Source organism: Lederbergia sp. B243.17 (genome assembly GCF_057657925.1).
In genome coordinates this window covers 1-21,145 of the sequence record NZ_JBWBKF010000073.1, presented here as the reverse complement: position 1 = coordinate 21,145, position 21,145 = coordinate 1, and the positions used below count along the sequence as shown (strand labels likewise).

Sequence of the window (21,145 nt, the reverse complement as noted above, 5' to 3'; positions counted from 1 at the left end):
AAACCGATGGGCATTGATGTGGATACGATTTTCAAAATTGCGGGCGTCGGCATCGTCGTAGCTTTTTTGCACACCATTCTGGATCAAGTCGGAAAAAAGGAATACGCCCAGTGGGTAACGCTGTTCGGCTTTATCTATATCCTGTTCATGGTCGTCACGATTGTGGACGGGCTGTTTCAGAAAATCCGCTCGGTGTTTTTATTCCAGTAAAGGGGTTGCGGAATGTTGGCCATTCTCCAAATCGCAGGCATCGCGTTGATCGCCACCTTTCTGGCCTTGATCATCAGAGAGCAAAAGCCTGCGTTTGCTTTTTTGCTTATCCTTTTTGCCGGCACGGGCATTTTTCTATATTTGATCGAGCAGATCGGCCTCATCCTTGTGATGATTGAAAAAATCGCGGCAAGTACAAGCGTCAATACGCTGTATGTGAAAACAATCTTGAAAATTATCGGCATCGCTTATATCGCCGAATTTGCGGCGCATATTTCGAAGGATGCAGGGATGGGGGCGATGGCTTCCAAAGTGGAGCTTGCCGGAAAAATTCTCATTCTTGCCCTTGCGGTACCGATTTTGACGGCATTGATTGAAACAATTATTCAGATGATGCCGGTCAAATAGGGAGGTGAGCATGATTAAAAGGTTCAGAGCTATTGCCTGCCTGCTGCTATTCCTGCTTCTTCCGCTTGCTGTCCATGCGGAGGAAGGAGAAGCTGCGCCGGGTGGAGAGAAGCTCGACGTATTGGAAAAATACAAACAGATTCAGCTTGAGCAGTTAGGGATTGATGAACTCCAGACCCATTGGGATAAAATTGTTGAGGAATACGGCGGGTTCCTTCCCGAGGCAGAGAAAGCGAGTTTAATGGACTTCCTTAAAGGGGATGCATCCTTTTCCATCACCGGCTGGTTCAAGGGCATAGCCGGCTATGCTTTTCAGGAATTGGCGATGAACGGCAAGCTTCTCGGGTCCCTCATCCTCTTGACCATTTTCAGCGTTTTTCTCCAATCCCTCCATAATGCTTTTGCAGATGGAGCTGTCAGCAAGGCGGCATATGCCGTTGTCTTTATCGTCCTGATCCTGATTTCCTTGAACAGTTTCCGCGTCGCTTCCGATTATGCGCTTGGGGCGATCGACAGCATGACGCACTTCATCTACGCGCTTCTTCCTCTTTTGCTTGCGCTGATTGCGGCGACAGGCGGAGTTGCCACCTCTGCATTTTTTCATCCGATCCTCCTCTTCCTGATCAACACAAGCGGGCTGCTCATCCGCAATATCGTATTGCCGCTTTTGTTTTTTTCGACCCTATTAAGCGTGACAAGCGCCGTAACAGGCCAGTTCAAGGTGACCCAGCTGTCAGGGCTTCTTAAAAAGGCGAGCATCGGGCTTCTCGGCGTCTTTACGACAGTCCTTCTCGGTGTTATTTCACTCCAGGGAACGGCTGCTGCGGTCGCAGACGGTGTCGCAGTCAAAACAGCGAAGTTCGTGGCGGGGAATTTCGTACCGGTTGTTGGGCGGATGTTCACCGATGCAGCCGATACAATCATCTCCGCTTCGCAGCTTCTGAAAAATACAATCGGACTGGCCGGAGTAGCGATTGTCCTGGCGATTGCTGCGTTTCCGGCTGTGAAGATTTTTGCCATCGCCCTCATCTACAAGCTGGCGGCAGCGCTTTTGCAGCCGCTCGGCGACGGTCCGGTAATCAAATGCCTGGACACGGTAAGTGCAAGCATGATGTATGTGTTCGCCGCATTGGCCATCGTTTCATTTTTATTTTTTTTAAGCATAACGATCATCATCACTTCAGGGACGATAACGATGATGGTCCGATAAGGGGGGATACTTGTGGGGCTGATCAGCGGCTGGGTCACCAATATTATCGTTTTCATGCTGCTGTTCATGGTCGTCGATATGCTTCTGCCGGATAACGGGATGAAAAAATATGTGAAGGTGGCTGTGAGCCTGCTCCTGTTTTCAATTATTCTCACTCCATTATTCGGGCTGTTCTCAGCAGATTTTGAAGACATTGCCGCCTCTTTCCAGGAATCTTTCCAGTCCGGGGAAGGTGTCATTTCGATTGATGAGAAAAAAAGAGAAATACAAGCCTCCCAGCATGCATATACATTAAAGCAACTGGCTGTCCAAATGGAAGAACTTGCTGAAAAGGAGCTGATGGAAAGGTTTGGGATGAAGATCACAGAAATCAGCCTGCTGGCAAAAGGGGAAGAAATCGATCAAGTAACCGTCTTTTTGCAAGAAGGCGGAAAAAAAGTGGCAACCATTGAACCTGTCGACATCTCCGTGAAAAAACAGCGGGGCAGCAGTGGCTCTATCGCACAGGAGGAAGAGCTGAAAGCCTATCTCTCCTCGTGCTGGGACATACCCGAGGCAAAACTGGTTATGGTCGCTGAGGGGAGGAGTGACTTATAGCAGAAAAGGATCAAGAGAGCTTAACCGATAAGGCAAAAGCTTTCATTGGTAAAATAAATGGGCCTTCTCCTCCTGGGAAGAAGCCGAATAAGCAGCTGTATCTCGTTGCCGCCGTTCTTCTCGGCATTGTCCTGATGGTGGCTGGCAATCTATTCGCAAAGCCGAAGATGGAAAGCAAGCCGGCAAGTCTGATGGTTGAGGAGGCTGGCAGCGTGCAGGAGGAAGAAGCATTCAGCCAGAAAGCAGAACCGAAATCAAAAGATATGAAGGCAATGGAAGAAAGGTACGAAGAAAAACTGAGATTGCTCCTTAATGAAATTGCCGGCGTTCAGAACGTCTCTGTTTTTGTAAATGTGGAATCGACTGAAAGAAAGGTATATGAGAAAAACCGCTCGCACAAAAATCAAATGACGAATGAAGAGGACCAGGAAGGGGGCAAGCGGTCGATTGAGGAACAGACAGTGGATGAACAGCTCGTGACCATCCGTGATGGAAATGATGACAAGCCGGTGCTGCTTGAAACAAGAAAGCCGGAGATCAGCGGAGTGCTCGTCGTTGCGGGCGGGGCTGAAAAGATCCAAGTGAAGAAATGGATCATTGAGGCGGTCACCCGGTCATTGGACGTCCCAAGCCATAAGGTGGCCGTCATGCCGAAAAAATCGAAGGGGGATTCATAAGATGCTTTTGAAAAAACAAACTGTTTGGCTGCTCACGATGCTGAGCCTCGTTGTAGTGTTATCGGTTTATTACGTTACGCTTGACCCGGCGAAAAGTGATCTGGCTGCGACTGAAGAAAAAGGGTCAGAGACGCCTGCAGCAGGCAAGGGCGGGGAAAATGGCGCTAAGGTTGTGACGGAAGCAGCGGGAGATGAAGCGTTTGAAACGATGCGCCTCACGATCCAAGACAAAAGAAGCAAGCAGAAGGCGGACATGACGGCACAAGTGGCATCCCCTGAGCTGACTGCAGATGAGAAGGATAAGCTATACACGGAAATGCAGGCGCTTGACGATTTGACGTTGAAGGAGCAGGCGCTCGAAAGCCAGATTATCGCTCTCGGATACAGTGACGCACTGGTAAGGACAGAAGGCAGCCAGGTGATGATCACAATCAAGCATGACGAAGAGCATTCCCGCGCAGAAGCTGCGGAAATTATTAAAATGGCGAGAGAGGAAATCGGCACGAATATGATTCCTGCAGTGGAATTCCAGGCGGGCGAGAAAGCGGATTTGGGGGAAAAGTGATAGAGATCCGGGGCGGAAGGGGCAACCTTTCCACCCCTTTTTTTATAGGCAGAAAGCCGCTGGAAGGATTGGGGATTGTGTTTATACCGAGTATTATATTATGATAATAGCAGCTACTCATAATTTATTTAGGGAGTGTAGAAGGATGCTTAAAATCCAGGAAATCCGCGAAATTATAAAGCTGATTGATCAATCCGATATTGAAGAATTTACATTTGAGCATGATGGCTCCAAACTGAAATTAAAGAAAAACGGCACGGTCCAAGTGGTCCAGCAAGCACCATCCCAGAGCTTCGCTGCCCCGCAGGCCGCTATCCAGCCTCCTGCACCTCAGGCACAGCCGGCACAACCGGCAGCAGCTCCGGCAGCAGAACAGCCTGCAGCAGCACCTGCCCCTCAGGAAGATACAAGCAATTTACATAAGATTACTTCTCCGATGGTCGGTACATTCTATGCGTCACCGTCGCCTGAAAGCGGCCCGTATGTGACTTCAGGATCTGCAGTGAAAGCCGATTCGGTCGTCTGTATCGTCGAGGCAATGAAACTGTTCAATGAAATCGAAGCAGAGGTCGAAGGCGAAATTGTGGAAGTACTCGCAAAAGACGGCCAATTGGTTGAATTCGGCCAGCCGCTATTTTTGGTTAAGCCCAGATAAGGAGCGATTAGGATGATAAAGAAGCTATTGATTGCCAACAGAGGAGAGATCGCTGTACGCATCATCCGGACATGCAAGGAGATGAACATCGAAACGGTTGCTGTTTACTCAGAAGCGGACCGGGAAGCACTCCATGTGCAGCTCGCAGATGAAGCGTACTGCATCGGACCTAACGCATCCAAGGACAGCTACCTGAACACCGCGAATGTGATCAGCACAGCAAAGCTTACCGGCTGCGATGCGATCCATCCGGGATACGGCTTTCTGGCCGAGAATGCTGACTTTGCCGAGCTCTGCCGCGAATGCAACATCATCTTTGTCGGACCGAGCCCTGAAGCGATCTCCAAAATGGGCACAAAGGACGTAGCAAGAGAGACGATGAAAGATGCGGGAGTTCCGATTGTCCCGGGTTCACACGGCATCGTGAAGGATGCGGAGGAAGGCGCAAAGGTTGCAGCCGAAATCGGTTATCCGGTCATTATCAAGGCGACAGCCGGCGGCGGCGGGAAAGGCATCCGTGTCGCTGAGGATGAAGAGGCGCTGATTAAAGGGATCAACATTACCCAGCAGGAAGCGTTGACGGCTTTCGGCAATCCGGGCGTCTATATTGAGAAATATATTACCGATTTCCGTCATGTCGAAATCCAAGTTCTTGCAGACAGCCACGGCAATGTCATACACTTGGGAGAACGGGATTGCAGCATCCAGAGACGCCTTCAAAAACTGCTTGAAGAAACACCGTCCCCTGCCATTACCCCGGAAATGCGGGAAAAAATGGGACAGGCGGCAGTAAATGCAGCAAAAGCAGTTGATTATGAAGGTGCAGGAACGGTAGAATTCATTTATGACCACCATCAGCACAAATTTTATTTCATGGAAATGAACACGAGAATCCAGGTCGAGCATCCGGTGACGGAAATGGTGACCGGCGTCGATTTGATCCGGGAACAGATTCTTGTCGCTTCCGGTGAAAAGCTCACTCTTTCCCAAGAGGATGTAGAGTTCCGGGGCTGGTCGATCGAATGCAGGATCAATGCGGAAAACCCTGAAAAGAATTTCATGCCTTCCGCGGGAAGAATCGAGATGTATCTTCCGCCGGGCGGACTTGGCGTCCGGGTTGACTCAAGCGTGTATCCCGGCTATTCCATCCCGCCTTACTATGATTCCATGGTGGCCAAACTGATCACCTACGGCAAGACACGAGAAGAAGCGATTGCCAAAATGAAGCGGGCGCTTGGCGAATTTGTCATCGAAGGCGTTAAGACAACCGTTCCGTTCCATCTGAACCTTCTGGAAAACGAAACCTTCGTTTCCGGAGACTTTAACACGAAGTTTCTTGAACTTCATGATGTCATGAACGGAAAATAATCAGGGGGGGTAAGAAAATGGAAGATCAATTGAACATGCTGGAAATGAACACGGATCAATCTGACAATCAGGGGAAAATCGAGATTGCTCCAGAAGTAATTGAAGTCATTGCGGGCATCGCAGCGTCCGAAGTGGAAGGCGTCGCACAAATGCGCGGCAATTTTGCTGCAGGTGTCGTGGAGAGACTCGGCAAAAAAAATCATGGAAAAGGCATCCGGGTCGAGTTGTCAGAGGAAGGCATCAAGGTCGATGTGTACTGCGTTATGAATTTCGGCGTATCCATTCCTTCTGTCGCACAGGAAGTGCAGGACAATATCCGCCAGACCTTGCTGAACATGACGGCGCTTGAAGCGGAAGAGATTAATGTCCATATCGTCGGCGTCGCGTTTGAAACCCAGAAGCAGGACAGCGGGTTGATTGAGGAATAAAAGGAGGAGCCAGAGGCATTTGCCCTTTGGCTTTTTTCCGCTGCCGGCCTGAAGAATGCTGTTTGCGGTTACTTAAAGAGTAAAAGGAGTATCGAACATGAAAAGAAGATTGGCACGGGAAAAGGCCATGCAGGCTCTATTTCAAATGAACATCAGCGGACTGGACAGCGGGGAAGCTGTCGAAAACGTCCTTGAAGAAGAAAAGGAAGATGCATTCTTGACGGGACTCGTCAATGGCACAGTGGACCATCTTGACGAAATAGACAAGGAGATCCGCTTGCATCTGGAAAACTGGTCGATCGACCGACTTAGCAAAGTCGACTTGACCGTCCTCCGCCTTGGGGCATACGAGCTCATGTACGAAAAAGACACCCCTGCCAACGCGGTGATCAATGAGGCGGTTGAAATTGCCAAACGATTTGGCGATGAGAAATCCGGAAAGTTTGTCAACGGCATTTTATCAAAAATCAAAGGCGAGTAATGCTTACTTGCGGGACGGGAGAAATGAAAGTGGCAGCAACCATTATTGACGGAAAAGCAATTTCAGGCGCTATAAAAGAAGAATTGTCGAAAAAAGTGGAAGCCCTGATCGGACAAGGCATCACCCCTGGGCTTGCCGTAATATTGGTGGGCGATAATCAGGCCTCCAGGACGTATGTGAGAAACAAGCAAAAAAGCTGCAAAGAAATCGGGGTCGCCTCGTTTTTATCCGAGTTTCCGGGAGACTTGGCCGAAGAGGCCTTGCTTGCAGAAATCGAGAGATTAAACCAGGACGATACCGTTCATGGCATTCTCGTCCAGCTGCCGCTTCCGGATCATATTTCCGAGAGGAAGGTGATCGAAGCGATTTCACCGGACAAGGACGTGGATGGTTTCCATCCGCTGAACATCGGAAAGATGATGACCGGCCAGGAGACGTTTTTGCCTTGCACACCGTTCGGGATTATGAAGATGCTTGAATATGCGGACATTCCGGTTGCTGGAAAGCACGCAGTTGTCGTCGGCCGCAGCAACATCGTCGGCAAACCTGCAGGTCAATTGCTGCTTAATGAGAATGCGACGGTCACATACTGCCATTCGAAAACAGCAGACCTCGGGGAGCAGACGAGGCAGGCAGACATTCTTGTCGCTGCAGTCGGAAAAGCAAAGATGATCAAAGCCGAGCATATAAAAGAGGGTGCCGTCGTCATTGATGTCGGCATGAATCGGGACGAGAACAATAAATTATGCGGCGATGTCGATTTTGCCGAAGTGGCGGAGAAGGCAGGCCAAATTACGCCTGTGCCCGGCGGCGTCGGTCCGATGACGATTGCGATGCTTCTCTACAACACGGTCGCATCCGCCGAAAAACAGCATAAACATCGCAATATCGGTTGATTTTTAGTAGAATAGAGTGTAGATAAAGAAGCTGTCATCCTCTCCGAGCGGATGCAGCTTTTTTCTTGAAAAGTAGGTGTGAGAATTGAATCAGCCGCAGTATTTGACCGTAAGAGCACTGACGAAATACATAAAGAGGAAGTTCGATGCCGATCCGCATCTCGCTGATGTGTTCGTTAAGGGAGAAATCTCCAATTTCAAGCGGCACACAAGCGGGCATCTGTATTTTACGCTCAAGGATGAAAGTGCAAGGATCATGGCCGTCATGTTTTCAAGTGCGGCAAAATCCGTCCGGTTCAAGCCTGAAAATGGGATGAAGATTTTGCTGCGCGGGAGCATCACGGTCTATGAATCGAGCGGCCAGTACCAGATGTACGTGAAGGAAATGCAGCCGGACGGGATCGGGGACTTGTTCCTCGCGTTCGAGCAGCTGCGGGAAAAGCTTGATAAAGAAGGCTTGTTCGCGCAGGAGCGAAAGCGCAGGCTGCCGGCATTCCCAAGGACGATCGGTGTGATTACGTCTCCGACAGGAGCAGCCATCCGTGATATTGTCACGACGATTCAGCGAAGATTTCCGATCGGAAAAATTTTGCTCATCCCGGCTCTAGTGCAAGGCGAACACGCTGCGGAGGCAGTGGCATCTTCCATCCGCAAAGCGAATAAACACGGGGAAGCGGATGTACTGATTGTCGGCCGTGGAGGCGGCTCGATCGAGGAGCTGTGGGCCTTCAATGAAGAAAAGGTGGCAAGGGCTATTTTCGAATCGGCGATTCCAGTTATATCGGCCGTCGGGCATGAGACAGACTTTACTATTGCAGACTTTGTCGCAGACGTCCGCGCGGCGACCCCGACTGCGGCAGCCGAGCTTGCCGTTCCGCATATCGAGGACATTATGGAAAGACTGCTGAACATGCAGAACCGGCTGTTCCGCGGGATGGCGGAAATCAGCCGTGACAAACGGAGAAGACTGGGATATTTGGAGCAATCGTATATTTTTCGCAACCCGCATAAATTGTACGAGCAGAAATGGGAAGCGGCCGACCGGATGACGGAAAGGCTGCATGAAGGGAAGGAGCGCCTGCTCCGGATCAAACGCGAAGCACTGAATAATAGAGAAAGAGTGCTGGTGAAACACCATCCTGCCATGAAGCTTGAACTGGCCAAGTCGCGGTTATCACGGGCACAGCACGGCCTTCAGCAGCAGGCTAAACACGGCATCCAAAACAAGTCTAGGGACTTTGCAAAGCTGGCGGCGACACTTGAGGCGCTAAGCCCGCTCGCCATTCTCGGCAGGGGATACAGCGTTGCTTATACGGACGAAGGCAAGCTGTTCAAGCATGTTGAGCAGGTGGCGCCTGGAGACGCGCTCAAAGTGAAGGTTGGAGACGGAACCGCTCATTGCACGGTCGATCAAATTGAAAAAGGTGAGAACTAATGGATGAAAAGATGACATTCGAATCGGCGATGGAACAATTGGAAACGATCGTCCAACGGCTGGAAGAAGGGGATATTCCGCTGGAGGAAGCGTTGGATATTTACAAAAAAGGGATCGAACTGTCCAAGCTTTGCCATAACAAGCTAAAAAATGCCGAGGAGCAGCTGACGAAAGTGCTGCATGAGGATGGAGAAGAAGATTTCCAGCTTGAGGAGGAGAAGGATTGACGATGAACTATCCGCAATTTGCCGATCACTACATACATTTGCTGGAATCCCGGCTGAGCGAAGAGGTTGCCCGTCTGGAAGCCCCTGAATCGCTGAAAAAAGCGATGGATTACTCGCTTCAGGCTGGGGGCAAGCGGATTCGTCCGATGCTGCTTTTCGCAGCTGTCGAATCATTAGGCGAAAATCCTGAGAAGGGATTGAGCACAGCCGCAGCCCTTGAGATGATTCATACGTATTCTTTGATTCATGACGATCTGCCAAGTATGGACGATGACGACCTTAGACGGGGAAAGCCGACGAACCATAAAGTGTTCGGAGAAGCGGTCGCGATTCTTGCTGGTGATGCGCTGCTTACGTTAAGTTTTGAGCTGGTCAGCTCTGATGCCGCCCTGGATGCTGAGAAAAAAGCCAGGCTGATTGGATTTTTGGCAAAAAGCGCCGGGCCTGAGGGGATGGTAGGAGGGCAGGTCGCTGATATTGAAGGGGAAAACAAGAGGCTGACCTTGCCAGAACTCGAATACATTCACTTACATAAGACCGGAAAGCTTCTTACGTTCAGTGTAATGGCAGGCGCGATCATCGGCGGAGCGGACGAGGCGCAGCTCGCCCTTTTTGAGGACTTCTCCAATCATCTCGGACTTTCGTTCCAAATCCGTGACGACATTCTAGATATCGAAGGAGACGAAGCGCTGCTTGGTAAGCCGGTCGGAAGCGATGCCGGGAAGATGAAGAGCACCTACCCTTCGCTGCTTACGATGGAAGGTGCAAAAAAGCAGCTTGCCTTCCATACTGCTGAAGCAAGGACAGCACTTGACAAGCTCAACCTGGATACGGAAAATCTCGAGTATTTGACCGGCATGATTGCCGGGCGAGAGTACTGATCTTTTTCCTATATATGGTGTTCCATTGAAGTGGAGACATGAGTATGTTAAAATATTGTCAGACTGCCGGATGGTGCAGTATTCTAGTCAATCCACCTGTTCCGAAGGTGGGCCTAAAAATCCACTAAAGGGCACATCGATGAAGTTCCTTGTTCCGGCTTGAGGCGCCCAGCCTTGGGTCGGAGCTGGGAGTAAAGGCGGAAGGGCGATCCACAAAGGCATGTGGGCGATGACCCTTCGCCGCGGAGGCTTCGTTTGTTTCGGCTAGCTGAAAGCATGCAAAAACAGCGGAGTATAGACCTGCAAGGTGATCAGGGCATCACTGAGCAGCGTAGCCTGCCTTGCGTGAAGCTTGAGGGGATTATGGTTATAAGAATCCGGTTCGGTTGGCCATCGTTCCGCTTTCTTCCGTCCATATGAAATCGGCTTTGCAAAAGAGGCTAAGAACATGGTTAAGGGTTGTTGAGGAAATCTCCTAGACTGTTCAATGGACATAATTTGAGGATTACAGTGCGGACTAAGTGGCAATCCAGTCTGGCAGCTGGCGACACTGCCAAGGCAGGTTTAAAGGGAAACCGCCAGAGTGGCGACATTCGGTACTTGCTTGGGAAATCCTACTGGACCTAAGCCGTAATGTTTACTCATTTTATGACCATCCGGTATAATTTTAATAAATGGTGATTAACACAAATTATGAAAGAACTTATTCGACAATCTACTAAATGGAGCATAAGCATTGCCGTTATCACATTTGTGTTAGCGGCTATTTTTTCAATCGCTTCCAACGGCGTATTAAATGGTGTTCCGTGGTCGGTCGGGCTGCTCGTCGTGCTGGCAATCGTATTGGTCGGAATCCTCTTCGACATGATTGGGATAGCGGCCACGGCGGCAGATGAAACGCCTTTCCATTCAATGGCTGCAAGAAAAATCAAAGGGGCCAAGCATGCGATCAGAATTGTCAGGAATGCCGACCGGGTCGCAAGTTTTTGCAACGATGTTATCGGCGATATTTCAGGCATTATCAGCGGGACGGCCGGTGCGCTCGTCGTCATCCAGCTTGTGCAGAGCATCGGCGCTGGAAGCGGCACCCCGGTTGAATATGCTGTCAATGTCGGCCTGACAAGCTTGATCGCCGCCGTGACGGTAGGCGGGAAGGCGTTCGGCAAATCATTTGCGATCAACTATTCACGTGATATTATTTACCATGTGGGCCAATTGCTTTATTTACTTGAAGATAAATTCCACATTGCGATCATGAAAGACAATAAGAAGAATAAGAAGAAGCAAAAATCCAAGAAATGAAAGTGAGTGGTCCAGGTTGGATCTGATGACTATCAAAGACCCTTCTTTTCTAAAGAATATGGATATAGAGGAACTGAATGCATTAAGCGAGGAGATCCGCACGTTTCTAATCGAGAAGCTGTCGGTCACGGGCGGGCATATCGGCCCGAATCTCGGTGTCGTTGAGTTGACGATCGCTCTTCATAAATGCTTTGACAGCCCGCAGGATAAAATCCTCTGGGATGTCGGCCATCAATCCTATGTTCATAAAATACTGACGGGAAGGGCTTCCCAGTTTGACACGCTCCGTCAATACAAAGGGCTGTGCGGGTTTCCGAAAATGTCCGAAAGCGAGCATGACGTCTGGGAAACGGGCCATAGCTCCACCTCGCTGTCAGCGGCGATGGGAATGGCGATCGCCCGTGATATAAAGGGAGAGAATTCTTTCGTTATACCGGTAATCGGCGACGGAGCCCTTACAGGCGGTATGGCGCTCGAGGCGCTCAACCATATCGGAGACGAGCAGAAAGACATGATCGTTATCCTGAACGACAATGAAATGTCGATCGCCCCGAACGTCGGTGCCTTGCACCATGTGCTTGGAAAGCTGCGGACAGCAGGCAAGTACAAGTGGGCGAAGGAAGAGCTTGAATTGCTGCTGAAGAAGATTCCGGCTGTCGGGGGCAAGCTCGCCCAAACGGCAGAGCGGGTAAAGGACAGCTTGAAATATTTGCTTGTGTCGGGCGTATTTTTTGAAGAACTCGGCTTTACGTATTTGGGACCGGTTGACGGGCATGATTATGAATCGCTGCTCGAACAGCTCCAATATGCGAAAAAGACAAAGGGGCCTGTTCTGCTCCATGTCATTACCAAGAAAGGGAAGGGCTTCAGCCCGGCAGAACAAGACCGGGTCGGCACATGGCACGGCACCGGTCAATACAAGATCGATACCGGAGACCTGATCAAATCCGTTAACGCGGGTCCTGCGTGGAGCTCCCTTGTCAGTGAAACGGTGAGGAGGCTTGCAAGAGACGACAAGCGGATTGTCGCGATTACGCCTGCGATGCCTGTCGGTTCGAAGCTTGAGAAATTTGCTGAAGAGTTTCCGGACCGGATGTTTGATGTCGGAATCGCTGAGCAGCATGCGGCAACAGTCGCAGCCGGCTTGGCAACGCAGGGGATGAAGCCGTTCCTTGCGATTTATTCAACTTTCCTGCAGCGGGCCTATGATCAGGTCCTCCATGATATTGCCAGACAGAACCTGAATGTGTTCATCGGCATTGACCGTGCCGGCCTAGTCGGAGCCGACGGGGAAACACATCAGGGCGTATTCGATGTAGCTTTCATGCGAAATCTGCCGAATATGGTCGTCATGATGCCGAAGGATGAAAATGAAGGGCAGCATATGGTTTATACAGCGATCAAATACGATGACGGCCCGATTGCCATGCGCTTCCCGCGCGGCAACGGCTACGGCGTAAAGATGGATGAAGAGCTTCATGAGATTCCGATCGGCTCATGGGAAGTGCTGAAGCCTGGTAAGGATGCAGCCATCCTTACATTCGGAACGACGATTCCAATGGCGATGGAAGCAGCGAAAAAGCTTGAAAAACAAGGAATATCCGTCCAGGTTGTCAATGCGCGCTTCATCAAGCCGCTTGATGAAGGCATGCTGCATGATCTTCTCGGACAAAACATGCCGCTGCTCACCTTGGAAGAGGCAATCCTTGAAGGCGGATTCGGCAGCGCGGTGCTCGAGTTTGCGCATGATCACGGGTATCATCACGCAACGATTGACCGCATCGGCATTCCGGACCGTTTTATCGAGCATGGCAGCGTAAAAGAGCTGCTGAAGGAAATCGGCATGACGGCAGATCATGTGGCTGCAAAGCTGCAGACGATTCTGCCGAAAAAACAAAAGAGAGCGTAATGAGAATGAAAGTAAATAAACAGCGTCTGGACATCCTCCTCGTTGAAAGAGGTCTGGCCGAGACTAGAGAAAAAGCAAAACGCGCAATCATGGCCGGTATCGTCTTTTCTAATGAAACAAGATTGGAAAAGCCCGGCGAGAAAGTACCTGAAGACATCCCTTTGTCCGTTAAGGGAAAAACAATGCCATATGTCAGCAGGGGCGGCCTGAAGTTGGAAAAGGCGCTCAAAGTGTTTGATGTGTCGGTTCAAGACAAAGTGCTGCTTGACATTGGTGCCTCAACCGGCGGATTTACCGATTGTGCGTTGCAAAACGGGGCGAAAATGTCCTATGCACTTGATGTTGGCTACAACCAGCTTGCCTGGAAACTACGCAACGATGACAGGGTCGTCGTGATGGAAAGGACAAACTTCCGTTACGTGAAGCCTGAGGATCTGGAAGGAGAAATGCCCGATTTTGCGTCAATCGACGTGTCGTTCATTTCCCTCACACTGATTCTTCCGGTTCTGAAAACATTGCTTGTTCCCGGCAGCGACGTCATTGCGCTCGTCAAGCCTCAATTCGAGGCGGGAAGAGAGCAGGTCGGGAAAAAAGGGATCGTCCGCGATCCAAAGGTCCATCTGGAAGTTATCCGCAAAATCACCGATTTTTCGGTTGGTCTTGGGTATGACGCCTGCAATCTGTCCTACTCGCCGATCACGGGAGGAGAAGGGAACATTGAATTCCTCCTCCATCTCCGCTGGCCGGGTGAAAAAGAGGTGGCAGGCGAGATCCGCTTTCCAGATCCGATCGAACAGGTTGTCGCGGAGGCACATCAGCAGCTGAAATAATTGTGTACTATAAGAAAAGGGCAGCCAAATAGGTTTGCCCTTTTTCCGCTTGTTCATTATAATTGTGAATAAAGCGGTATAAAAATACAGCCGGCTTGCTATTTTGAGGGGTGGGTATAGTATGACCAAGGGTCAGCGCCATATTAAAATCAGGGAACTGATCGGCACACAGGAAATTGAAACGCAGGATGACCTCGTCGACCGTTTGAAAAAGGACGGATTCAACGTTACACAAGCAACGGTCTCTCGTGATATCAAAGAGCTTCATCTTGTAAAGGTGCCGCTTGCGGACGGCCGGTACAAATACAGCCTGCCTGCCGACCAGCGATTCAATCCTCTTCATAAACTGAAGAGAGCACTGACCGATTCTTTTATCGCCATTGAATCGGCGCAAAATCTGCTTGTAATGAAGACTTTGCCGGGGAACGCGCAGGCGATCGGTGCATTGATCGACCATCTTGACTGGGGCCAGATTGTCGGTTCGATTTGCGGGGACGATACATGCTTGATCATTTGCAAAACGGTGGACGATGCTGAAGAAATTCAAGATAAATTTATTTCCATGTTGTAGGAAAGCGGGTGAATGGGTCCGTGTTGCAGGAACTATCAATCAAAAATTTTGCGATCATTGATCAGATTTCGGTTTCATTTGACCGGGGGCTGACCGTACTGACAGGGGAAACCGGCGCCGGCAAATCCATCATCATCGATGCGGTACATCTATTGGCAGGCGGTCGCGGTTCCTCCGAATTCGTCCGCCACGGCGAAAAAAAGGCTGAAATTGAAGGGCTTTTTTTTCTGGGGGATGGACATCCTTGCTTTCGCCGGCTTGAGGAATTCGGAATTGAAGCGGATGAAGGAATGGTTGTGCTGCGCCGGGAAATTTCCGTGTCAGGGAAGAGTGTATGCCGAGTCAATGGCAAGCTCGTCACCATCTCCGGCCTAAGGGAAATCGGCTCTACGCTCGTGGATATCCATGGCCAGCATGAACATCAGGAGCTTATGAACGAAGCACTTCACCTGCCGCTTCTCGATGAATTCGGCAAAACCGAGATCGGGAAAGCGCTCCGTCATTATGAAGAACTGTATGTCCAGTACGACGAAGTGACGAAAAAGATAAAAAGCTTGAGCGAAAATGAACAACAGATGGCACATCGTCTCGATTTGCTTCAGTTCCAGCTGAAGGAGATTACTACTGCGGATCTGAAGATCAATGAAGACAATGAACTGATGGAAGAACGGCGGCGCCTGATCAATTTTGAAAAACTGTTCGACTCGGTGAAGTCAGCATATGAAGGGCTGCGCGGAGAACAATCGGGGCTTGATTTTGTCGGGCATGCGATGGGGCATTTGGAGTCAGCAGCAGAGCTTGACGACAAATACAGCGAAATTCAGGAATCCGTGGCAAATTGTTTCTTTATCCTGGAAGATGCAGCAGCCTTTTTGCGGAGCGAACTTGACGGGCTTGAATTCGATCCGCTGCGCCTGAATGAAATTGAATCAAGGCTGAATGAAATTAGCGGTTTAAAACGAAAATACGGTTCTTCCGTTGAGGAGATCCTCGAATACAGCTCGGCAATTGAGGAAGAGATTGAAATGATCACAAACCGGGAAAGCCGCATCAGTCAGCTGGAGACAAAGCAGGCATCCCTTCATGCGGATCTGCTGCTTGAAGGCAAGCAGTTGAGCGATCTTCGCAGAAAATGGGCCGCCAAGCTGGAGAAAGCGATTTTGCGGGAGCTGAAGCAGCTTTATATGGACAAGACCTTGTTTCAGGTGAATTTCCTTACCTCTTCAGAAACCGGCGGTCCAATTAAAAAGGACGGCCTTGATACAGTTGAGTTCTACATCTCGACAAATCCCGGCGAGCCGCTCAAACCGCTGTCGAAAGTAGCGTCAGGCGGTGAGTTGTCGCGGATCATGCTGGCGATGAAGACCATTTTCTCCAAGCATCAAGGGGTAACATCGATTATTTTCGATGAAGTGGATACCGGTGTGAGCGGACGTGTGGCGCAGGCGATTGCCGAGAAGATTCACCAGGTCGCCATTCATTCACAAGTGCTCTGTATCACCCATCTGCCTCAGGTGGCAGCCATGGCGGATACCCATCTGTATATCTCAAAGTCAGTGGAAAAGGGCAGAACGCGCACGAAGCTGACGGTGCTCGATCAGGAGCAGAAGATTAACGAAGTCGGACGGATGATCGCCGGAGCGGAAATTACCGATCTGACGAAGCAGCACGCTCGAGAATTGCTAGAACTTGCCTATACAATCAAAGATACATGAAAAGCTATCCTTCTTTGGACAGCTTTTTTCATTCTCCCGGGTTATATTTGCCCCTCATCGGGGTCAAATTAAAGATGTGAAAGAGAAAGGCGAGGAGAGTGAAAAATGACTGTTGACCAAATTAGAAAATGTATCGGTGGAATTCTCCTTGTTTCACTACTGCTCCTTGGGTTTTCAAAACCCTTTCAACAATATATGCAGCTTCCCTCAGCGATCACGCTGTTCGAGGGACAAGAACTGAGTTTTGGCAAAGCGCAAGCTGTTACAGTCGCCTCACAGCCTGATGGAAACGGGACGCTTGCGGTGAAGGAAGAGGCGGATGCCGTCACAGTTGCCGCTAAAAATATGGGTGACGACAAACTTGTGCTTGAGCTCGCCGGTTTTCCGATAAAAAAGGTGGATGTCAATGTCTTAAAGGATTTCAAAATTTATCCGGGCGGACAGTCGATCGGCGTGAAACTGAATACTCTCGGCGTTCTCGTTGTCGGCCATCATCTTGTTGAGGGAGCCGACGAAAAAACGTCTCCGGGAGAAACGGCCGGTATACAGGTCGGTGATATTATTGCCAAGATTGACGGAAATCATGTCGGGAACATGATGGATGTCGCACCGTATGTCGATGAAGCGGGAAAGAGCGGAAAGCCTCTCCAGCTGACCATCCACAGAGGGAAGGAAATATTCGATGCGAAACTGGAACCGAAACTTGATAAGCAAGAACAGAAATACAAAATGGGGCTTTATATCCGCGATTCGGCTGCCGGCATCGGCACAATGACATTTTATGATGGACAGTCGAAGAAATACGGGGCACTCGGCCATGTCATTTCAGATATGGATACGAAAAAGCCGATTGTGGTCGACAACGGACAGATTGTCAAATCGACCGTCACATCGATTGAAAAAGGGAAAAATGGCACACCGGGAGAAAAACTGGCCAGGTTTTCGACAGACCGGGAAGTGATTGGGAATATTACGAGGAACAGCCCGTTCGGCATTTTCGGCAGACTGAACACCACAATTCAAAACGGCGTTTTGGACAAGCCGATGCCAATCGCGCTTGCGAACCAGGTAAAGGAAGGACCAGCGCAAATCCTCACAGTAGTCGCGGGCAACAAAGTCGAAGCGTATGACATTGAAGTGGTCTCCACCGTTCCGCAGAAATTCCCGGCAACGAAGGGAATGGTCATCAAGGTGACCGACCCGAAACTGCTTTCCAAAACGGGCGGGATCGTCCAGGGGATGAGCGGTAGCCCGATTATCCAGAATGACAAAATTATCGGTGCTGTTACTCATGTCTTTGTAAACGACCCGACTTCAGGCTACGGCGTCCATATCGAATGGATGCTGCATGAAGCAGGAATCGACATTTATGCAAACAGCAAAGCTGGCTAAAGGGGCGAAAAACGCCTCTTTTTTTTGTCTTTAAATGGACGAGACGTTTACATAACAGGTAAAATGTGGTAGTCTGAAGAAAATTCGACAAAAGGATGTCTCTTTATATTCTTTTAAGTCGAAAACGGAAGATAATCGACGTAATAAGGAGCATACCGGTTGTTTTAAAATAAAAATGAAATAATTTAAAGGGATTTCGCTTACTTTGGCGTATTTATCTGTTAGAATAAAAATTACCGAATAATTACCTAAAGGGACTTGAGGAGGAAATCTGCTTGAAAAATATTAAAGTTTGCATTGTTGATGACAATCGGGAACTCGTGAACCTGCTGGATGAATTTATTTCCGAGCAGGAGGATATGGAAGTGATCGGAACGGCGCATAATGGACAGGACTGTCTGCGGATGCTGAGGGAGATGGAACCGGATGTGCTGATCCTTGATATTATCATGCCGCATTTGGATGGACTTGGCGTATTGAGCAAATTGCGGGAAGCCGACGATATCGTTTTTCCGAACGTAATCATGCTAACGGCATTCGGGCAGGAAGATGTGACGACGAAAGCAGTGGAACTTGGCGCAGCCTATTTCATCCTCAAGCCATTCGATATGGATCATCTTGCAAACCAAATTCGCCAGGTCAGCGGCAAACAAAGCAAACCGTCAAGAAGTGCCCAGAGACCGCAGCAGCAGGAGCCGAAAAAACCGCGGAATCTGGAAGCAAGCATCACATCCGTCATCCACGAGATTGGTGTACCCGCTCATATTAAAGGCTATATGTATTTGCGGGAGGCGATTACAATGGTATACAACGACATTGAGCTTCTTGGCTCGATCACAAAGGTGCTGTATCCGGACATTGCCAAGAAATTCAACACAACGGCAAGCAGGGTGGAACGGGCGATCCGCCATGCGATCGAAGTCGCCTGGAGCCGCGGCAATATCGATTCAATTTCCTCGCTATTCGGCTATACCATCAGCATGTCGAAAGCAAAACCCACAAATAGCGAATTCATCGCCATGGTCGCAGACAAGCTGAGGCTTGAGCACAGGGCGTCATAACCATTGGCATAATGAGGTTTGTCGAAACGGGCAAACCAACGAATTCTTGAAATCCCTACTGAAAATCAATTTCTAAACCAATAAACTTTTTATCAAATGGCCGACGAACTTTTTAATTCGTTGGCCTTTACTTATTTTGTGAGGAGTTGACAAAAGTGAAGCCTGCCAAAGGGGGATTTTATACTAAAAATCAAAATCAAGATGAATTAGGAATCTGTATTCAATCCCAATCGACTGCTTGTTTTGGTAAACTTCTGTTATTGAAGTATTTATAAAACAGTTCATGAAGAAGTTTCTGTTTTTCTTTATTGTTCACTTCTTGAATTGATTCGAGAATATCATCGGCTGTGATTTCAATTTTGTCAAAAGTTCATCCATTTTATTTACTCCCAAAATTCAACTACAGTCTCAAGATTACCTCGAATTAGAATGATCTTTGAAACAGACATTTGATCCAATTCCATACCTTCACTATTCTAAAGTAAACTCTTCGCACTAAAGTGGGTCAATCATTTGCGGCTCTTTTTCCTAAAATCCACGAAGTGATTAAAATGGAGGAGATCTTAAAAGCATTACAACGTCTTAAGAAAAGAATGGAAAATGACTTTAAAGACATACATGATAAATAAGGAGACTCTGGATTTAACAAATAGATGAAAGATTTAAAAAAGTAAATCCGAGGCTCGATAAAGTTGCTTCAACGCTTTAAGGAATTTTGCATGCCCGTCTGCGCTCCTAATACTTTTTCTATGTAATTGACACCTTCCTAAGGTAATTTCAAAAAAATTTACAGAAAATGTGTTATCTTTAGAGGTATATAATTTTTTGGAAACATATTGAAGAGGTGAAGGCGTGTGGAGGATATAATTAATGGTATAAACCACTGGATACAAACAATGCCGAATATATATGGCTCAATGTCAGAAATGGAAATATCAAGTCGACCTTTACCAAATAAATGGTCCAAAAAGGAGATTTTAGGACATTTGTGTGACTCTGCAATAAATAATATCAATAGTTTTATAAAGATACAGTACGAAGAACAACCATTTGTTATCCAATCATATAATCAAGAAAAATGGGTAACACTTCAGAAATATCAAGAGAGGCCACTTGATGAGATATTAAACCTTTTTTTAGCATTAAATAAGCAAATTGTAAATATTATATTGGCTATCCCGAAGGACAGATTATCAATTCTATGTGATATAGGAAATAATCAACAAAAAACATTAGAGTGGCTCGTGAAAGATTATCTTAAACATATGGAACATCATATTAACAACCAAATCATAATTAAAAATAACGTCTAATGTTGATACTGCTTCTTTAACTAATGTGGGCATTAGTTCTGACTAATGTTTTGAATCTGAATGAAGCGAACGAAAGGGCTTTCGATCGAGTACCTGGCATCCTGGGAGCGGTCCTTCTGAACATATTTTCACGATGAAAGGGAAAGAGTTTTTTTTGAAGAAAATATAAAAGATGTGAGTAATAAGATCTGTTCTTATGGATGGTGTAGAAAATCACCCAAGACAGGAGAGTCTACAAAAGCGACAAAAGATTATCCGGTCTGGGGCTGCCATTCATTAATCATTTTCCAAGCCGAACCGACGAGCAACTTATTCGTCGGTTTTTGTTTTTAGTGTGGACAGTATCGAGGAAACACATGGGATGTCACAAACGCTTTATGGAAAATGGTGGATTTATATACAATTAATTGTTAACATAAAATTAGACATCCAGGGAATGTGAAAAAGGTTAATGACCGGAGGTTTTAAAATGAAGAAAAAACTGATCATTGGGACTTCTGCAGCTATTGTCGTATTGTTATCATCCTCTATCTTCCTTTACTCAAGTGATTTTGGCGGAAAAGGGACTATAAAAGAAGCAAAACCAAAAACACAATCGGTCTCTTCTGTGGCAGAAAGGATGGAAGAGGAGCAGACTAAACCTTCTTACGAGGTGCCTTCAGCAGACGTAGACAGGGCAGCAAACGAAATCGGGGAAGTGAATGATGAAAAGACGTTAGCGCACAATATGATGATAATCGCGATACAAAAGGTACAACTCAAGGAGCATGAAAATTTTAATATTTATGGTACTGCAGAAATAGAGAGAATCCAAATTAGTAAAGAAAATATTCAGTATCTAAAAGAAAGAGCGAATCAACTTCATGCAGATCCTTGTGACTGCTAAACTAAAGTTAACAGTTCTTGCTAAACAGGAATAAACACTCTTCTATCAAATATCACTCCTGTTAAGTTATGCTTGTGCTTCAAGATAACTTAGCTGGGGGCTTGGAGAGATGGAGAAGATATTATTGT

23 protein-coding genes are annotated in these 21,145 nt (G+C 48.1%); all 23 read left to right on the top strand.

Features of this window, described 5'->3' with window-relative positions:
- Positions 1 to 6 precede the first annotated feature (6 nt).
- Positions 7 to 210 carry a stage III sporulation protein AC gene (spoIIIAC, locus tag AC0TWI_RS13485; protein WP_488126860.1) on the top strand — a complete coding sequence of 68 codons (204 nt, stop codon included), beginning with the start codon at positions 7 to 9 and terminating at the stop codon, positions 208 to 210.
- Between the two features lie 12 nt (positions 211 to 222).
- Positions 223 to 618, top strand: coding sequence for a stage III sporulation protein AD (gene spoIIIAD / locus AC0TWI_RS13480; RefSeq protein WP_488126859.1), 396 nt, complete (start codon positions 223 to 225; stop codon positions 616 to 618).
- Between the two features lie 10 nt (positions 619 to 628).
- A complete protein-coding gene (gene spoIIIAE, locus AC0TWI_RS13475; RefSeq protein WP_488126858.1) occupies positions 629 to 1,828 on the top strand; it encodes a stage III sporulation protein AE in 1,200 nt (399 codons plus the stop codon).
- 12 nt (positions 1,829 to 1,840) lie between these two features.
- Positions 1,841 to 2,425, top strand: a complete 585-nt coding sequence (spoIIIAF, locus tag AC0TWI_RS13470; RefSeq protein ID WP_488126857.1) for a stage III sporulation protein AF — start codon at positions 1,841 to 1,843, stop codon at positions 2,423 to 2,425.
- A complete protein-coding gene (gene spoIIIAG, locus AC0TWI_RS13465) occupies positions 2,422 to 3,102 on the top strand; it encodes a stage III sporulation protein AG (RefSeq protein ID WP_488126944.1) in 681 nt (226 codons plus the stop codon). Before spoIIIAF ends, spoIIIAG begins: the two co-directional genes overlap by 4 nt.
- A gap of 1 nt (position 3,103) precedes the next feature.
- Positions 3,104 to 3,667, top strand: a complete 564-nt coding sequence (locus tag AC0TWI_RS13460) for a SpoIIIAH-like family protein (RefSeq protein ID WP_488126856.1) — start codon at positions 3,104 to 3,106, stop codon at positions 3,665 to 3,667.
- Between the two features lie 145 nt (positions 3,668 to 3,812).
- A complete protein-coding gene (gene accB, locus AC0TWI_RS13455; protein WP_488126855.1) occupies positions 3,813 to 4,322 on the top strand; it encodes an acetyl-CoA carboxylase biotin carboxyl carrier protein in 510 nt (169 codons plus the stop codon).
- A gap of 12 nt (positions 4,323 to 4,334) precedes the next feature.
- Positions 4,335 to 5,690, top strand: coding sequence for an acetyl-CoA carboxylase biotin carboxylase subunit (accC, locus tag AC0TWI_RS13450; RefSeq protein WP_488126854.1), 1,356 nt, complete (start codon positions 4,335 to 4,337; stop codon positions 5,688 to 5,690).
- Positions 5,691 to 5,707: 17 nt separating this feature from the next.
- Entirely contained in the window at positions 5,708 to 6,118 is a 411-nt protein-coding gene (locus AC0TWI_RS13445) for an Asp23/Gls24 family envelope stress response protein (RefSeq protein ID WP_488126853.1), read from the top strand.
- A 97-nt stretch (positions 6,119 to 6,215) separates the two neighbouring features.
- Positions 6,216 to 6,599 (top strand): transcription antitermination factor NusB, encoded by a 384-nt coding sequence (gene nusB, locus AC0TWI_RS13440; RefSeq protein WP_488126852.1) that lies wholly within the window; start codon positions 6,216 to 6,218, stop codon positions 6,597 to 6,599.
- A 29-nt stretch (positions 6,600 to 6,628) separates the two neighbouring features.
- Positions 6,629 to 7,495: a bifunctional methylenetetrahydrofolate dehydrogenase/methenyltetrahydrofolate cyclohydrolase FolD gene (gene folD, locus AC0TWI_RS13435; protein ID WP_488126851.1), complete on the top strand. Its 867-nt coding sequence runs from the start codon at positions 6,629 to 6,631 to the stop codon at positions 7,493 to 7,495.
- 85 nt (positions 7,496 to 7,580) lie between these two features.
- Positions 7,581 to 8,930 carry an exodeoxyribonuclease VII large subunit gene (gene xseA, locus AC0TWI_RS13430; protein ID WP_488126850.1) on the top strand — a complete coding sequence of 450 codons (1,350 nt, stop codon included), beginning with the start codon at positions 7,581 to 7,583 and terminating at the stop codon, positions 8,928 to 8,930.
- Positions 8,930 to 9,157 (top strand): exodeoxyribonuclease VII small subunit, encoded by a 228-nt coding sequence (xseB, locus tag AC0TWI_RS13425; RefSeq protein WP_488126849.1) that lies wholly within the window; start codon positions 8,930 to 8,932, stop codon positions 9,155 to 9,157. Before xseA ends, xseB begins: the two co-directional genes overlap by 1 nt.
- A 2-nt stretch (positions 9,158 to 9,159) precedes the next feature.
- Positions 9,160 to 10,038 (top strand): polyprenyl synthetase family protein, encoded by an 879-nt coding sequence (locus tag AC0TWI_RS13420; RefSeq protein ID WP_488126943.1) that lies wholly within the window; start codon positions 9,160 to 9,162, stop codon positions 10,036 to 10,038.
- Positions 10,039 to 10,731: 693 nt separating this feature from the next.
- A complete protein-coding gene (locus AC0TWI_RS13415; protein ID WP_488126848.1) occupies positions 10,732 to 11,340 on the top strand; it encodes a hypothetical protein in 609 nt (202 codons plus the stop codon).
- A gap of 25 nt (positions 11,341 to 11,365) precedes the next feature.
- The gene (gene dxs, locus AC0TWI_RS13410) at positions 11,366 to 13,249 is read left to right on the top strand and encodes a 1-deoxy-D-xylulose-5-phosphate synthase (protein ID WP_488126847.1); all 1,884 of its coding nucleotides are present in this window, start codon (positions 11,366 to 11,368) and stop codon (positions 13,247 to 13,249) included.
- A gap of 5 nt (positions 13,250 to 13,254) precedes the next feature.
- Positions 13,255 to 14,079: a TlyA family RNA methyltransferase gene (locus tag AC0TWI_RS13405; RefSeq protein ID WP_488126942.1), complete on the top strand. Its 825-nt coding sequence runs from the start codon at positions 13,255 to 13,257 to the stop codon at positions 14,077 to 14,079.
- A gap of 121 nt (positions 14,080 to 14,200) precedes the next feature.
- Positions 14,201 to 14,650, top strand: a complete 450-nt coding sequence (gene ahrC, locus AC0TWI_RS13400) for a transcriptional regulator AhrC/ArgR (RefSeq protein WP_488126846.1) — start codon at positions 14,201 to 14,203, stop codon at positions 14,648 to 14,650.
- 20 nt (positions 14,651 to 14,670) lie between these two features.
- A complete protein-coding gene (recN, locus tag AC0TWI_RS13395; protein ID WP_488126845.1) occupies positions 14,671 to 16,365 on the top strand; it encodes a DNA repair protein RecN in 1,695 nt (564 codons plus the stop codon).
- A gap of 105 nt (positions 16,366 to 16,470) precedes the next feature.
- Positions 16,471 to 17,757 carry a SpoIVB peptidase gene (gene spoIVB / locus AC0TWI_RS13390; RefSeq protein WP_488126844.1) on the top strand — a complete coding sequence of 429 codons (1,287 nt, stop codon included), beginning with the start codon at positions 16,471 to 16,473 and terminating at the stop codon, positions 17,755 to 17,757.
- A 275-nt stretch (positions 17,758 to 18,032) separates the two neighbouring features.
- Positions 18,033 to 18,818 (top strand): sporulation transcription factor Spo0A, encoded by a 786-nt coding sequence (gene spo0A, locus AC0TWI_RS13385; RefSeq protein WP_488126843.1) that lies wholly within the window; start codon positions 18,033 to 18,035, stop codon positions 18,816 to 18,818.
- Positions 18,819 to 19,672: 854 nt separating this feature from the next.
- The gene (locus tag AC0TWI_RS13380; RefSeq protein WP_488126842.1) at positions 19,673 to 20,131 is read left to right on the top strand and encodes a DinB family protein; all 459 of its coding nucleotides are present in this window, start codon (positions 19,673 to 19,675) and stop codon (positions 20,129 to 20,131) included.
- A gap of 469 nt (positions 20,132 to 20,600) precedes the next feature.
- On the top strand, positions 20,601 to 21,017 hold the full coding sequence (locus tag AC0TWI_RS13375) for a hypothetical protein (protein WP_488126841.1): 417 nt from the start codon (positions 20,601 to 20,603) through the stop codon (positions 21,015 to 21,017).
- Positions 21,018 to 21,145: the final 128 nt, after the last annotated feature.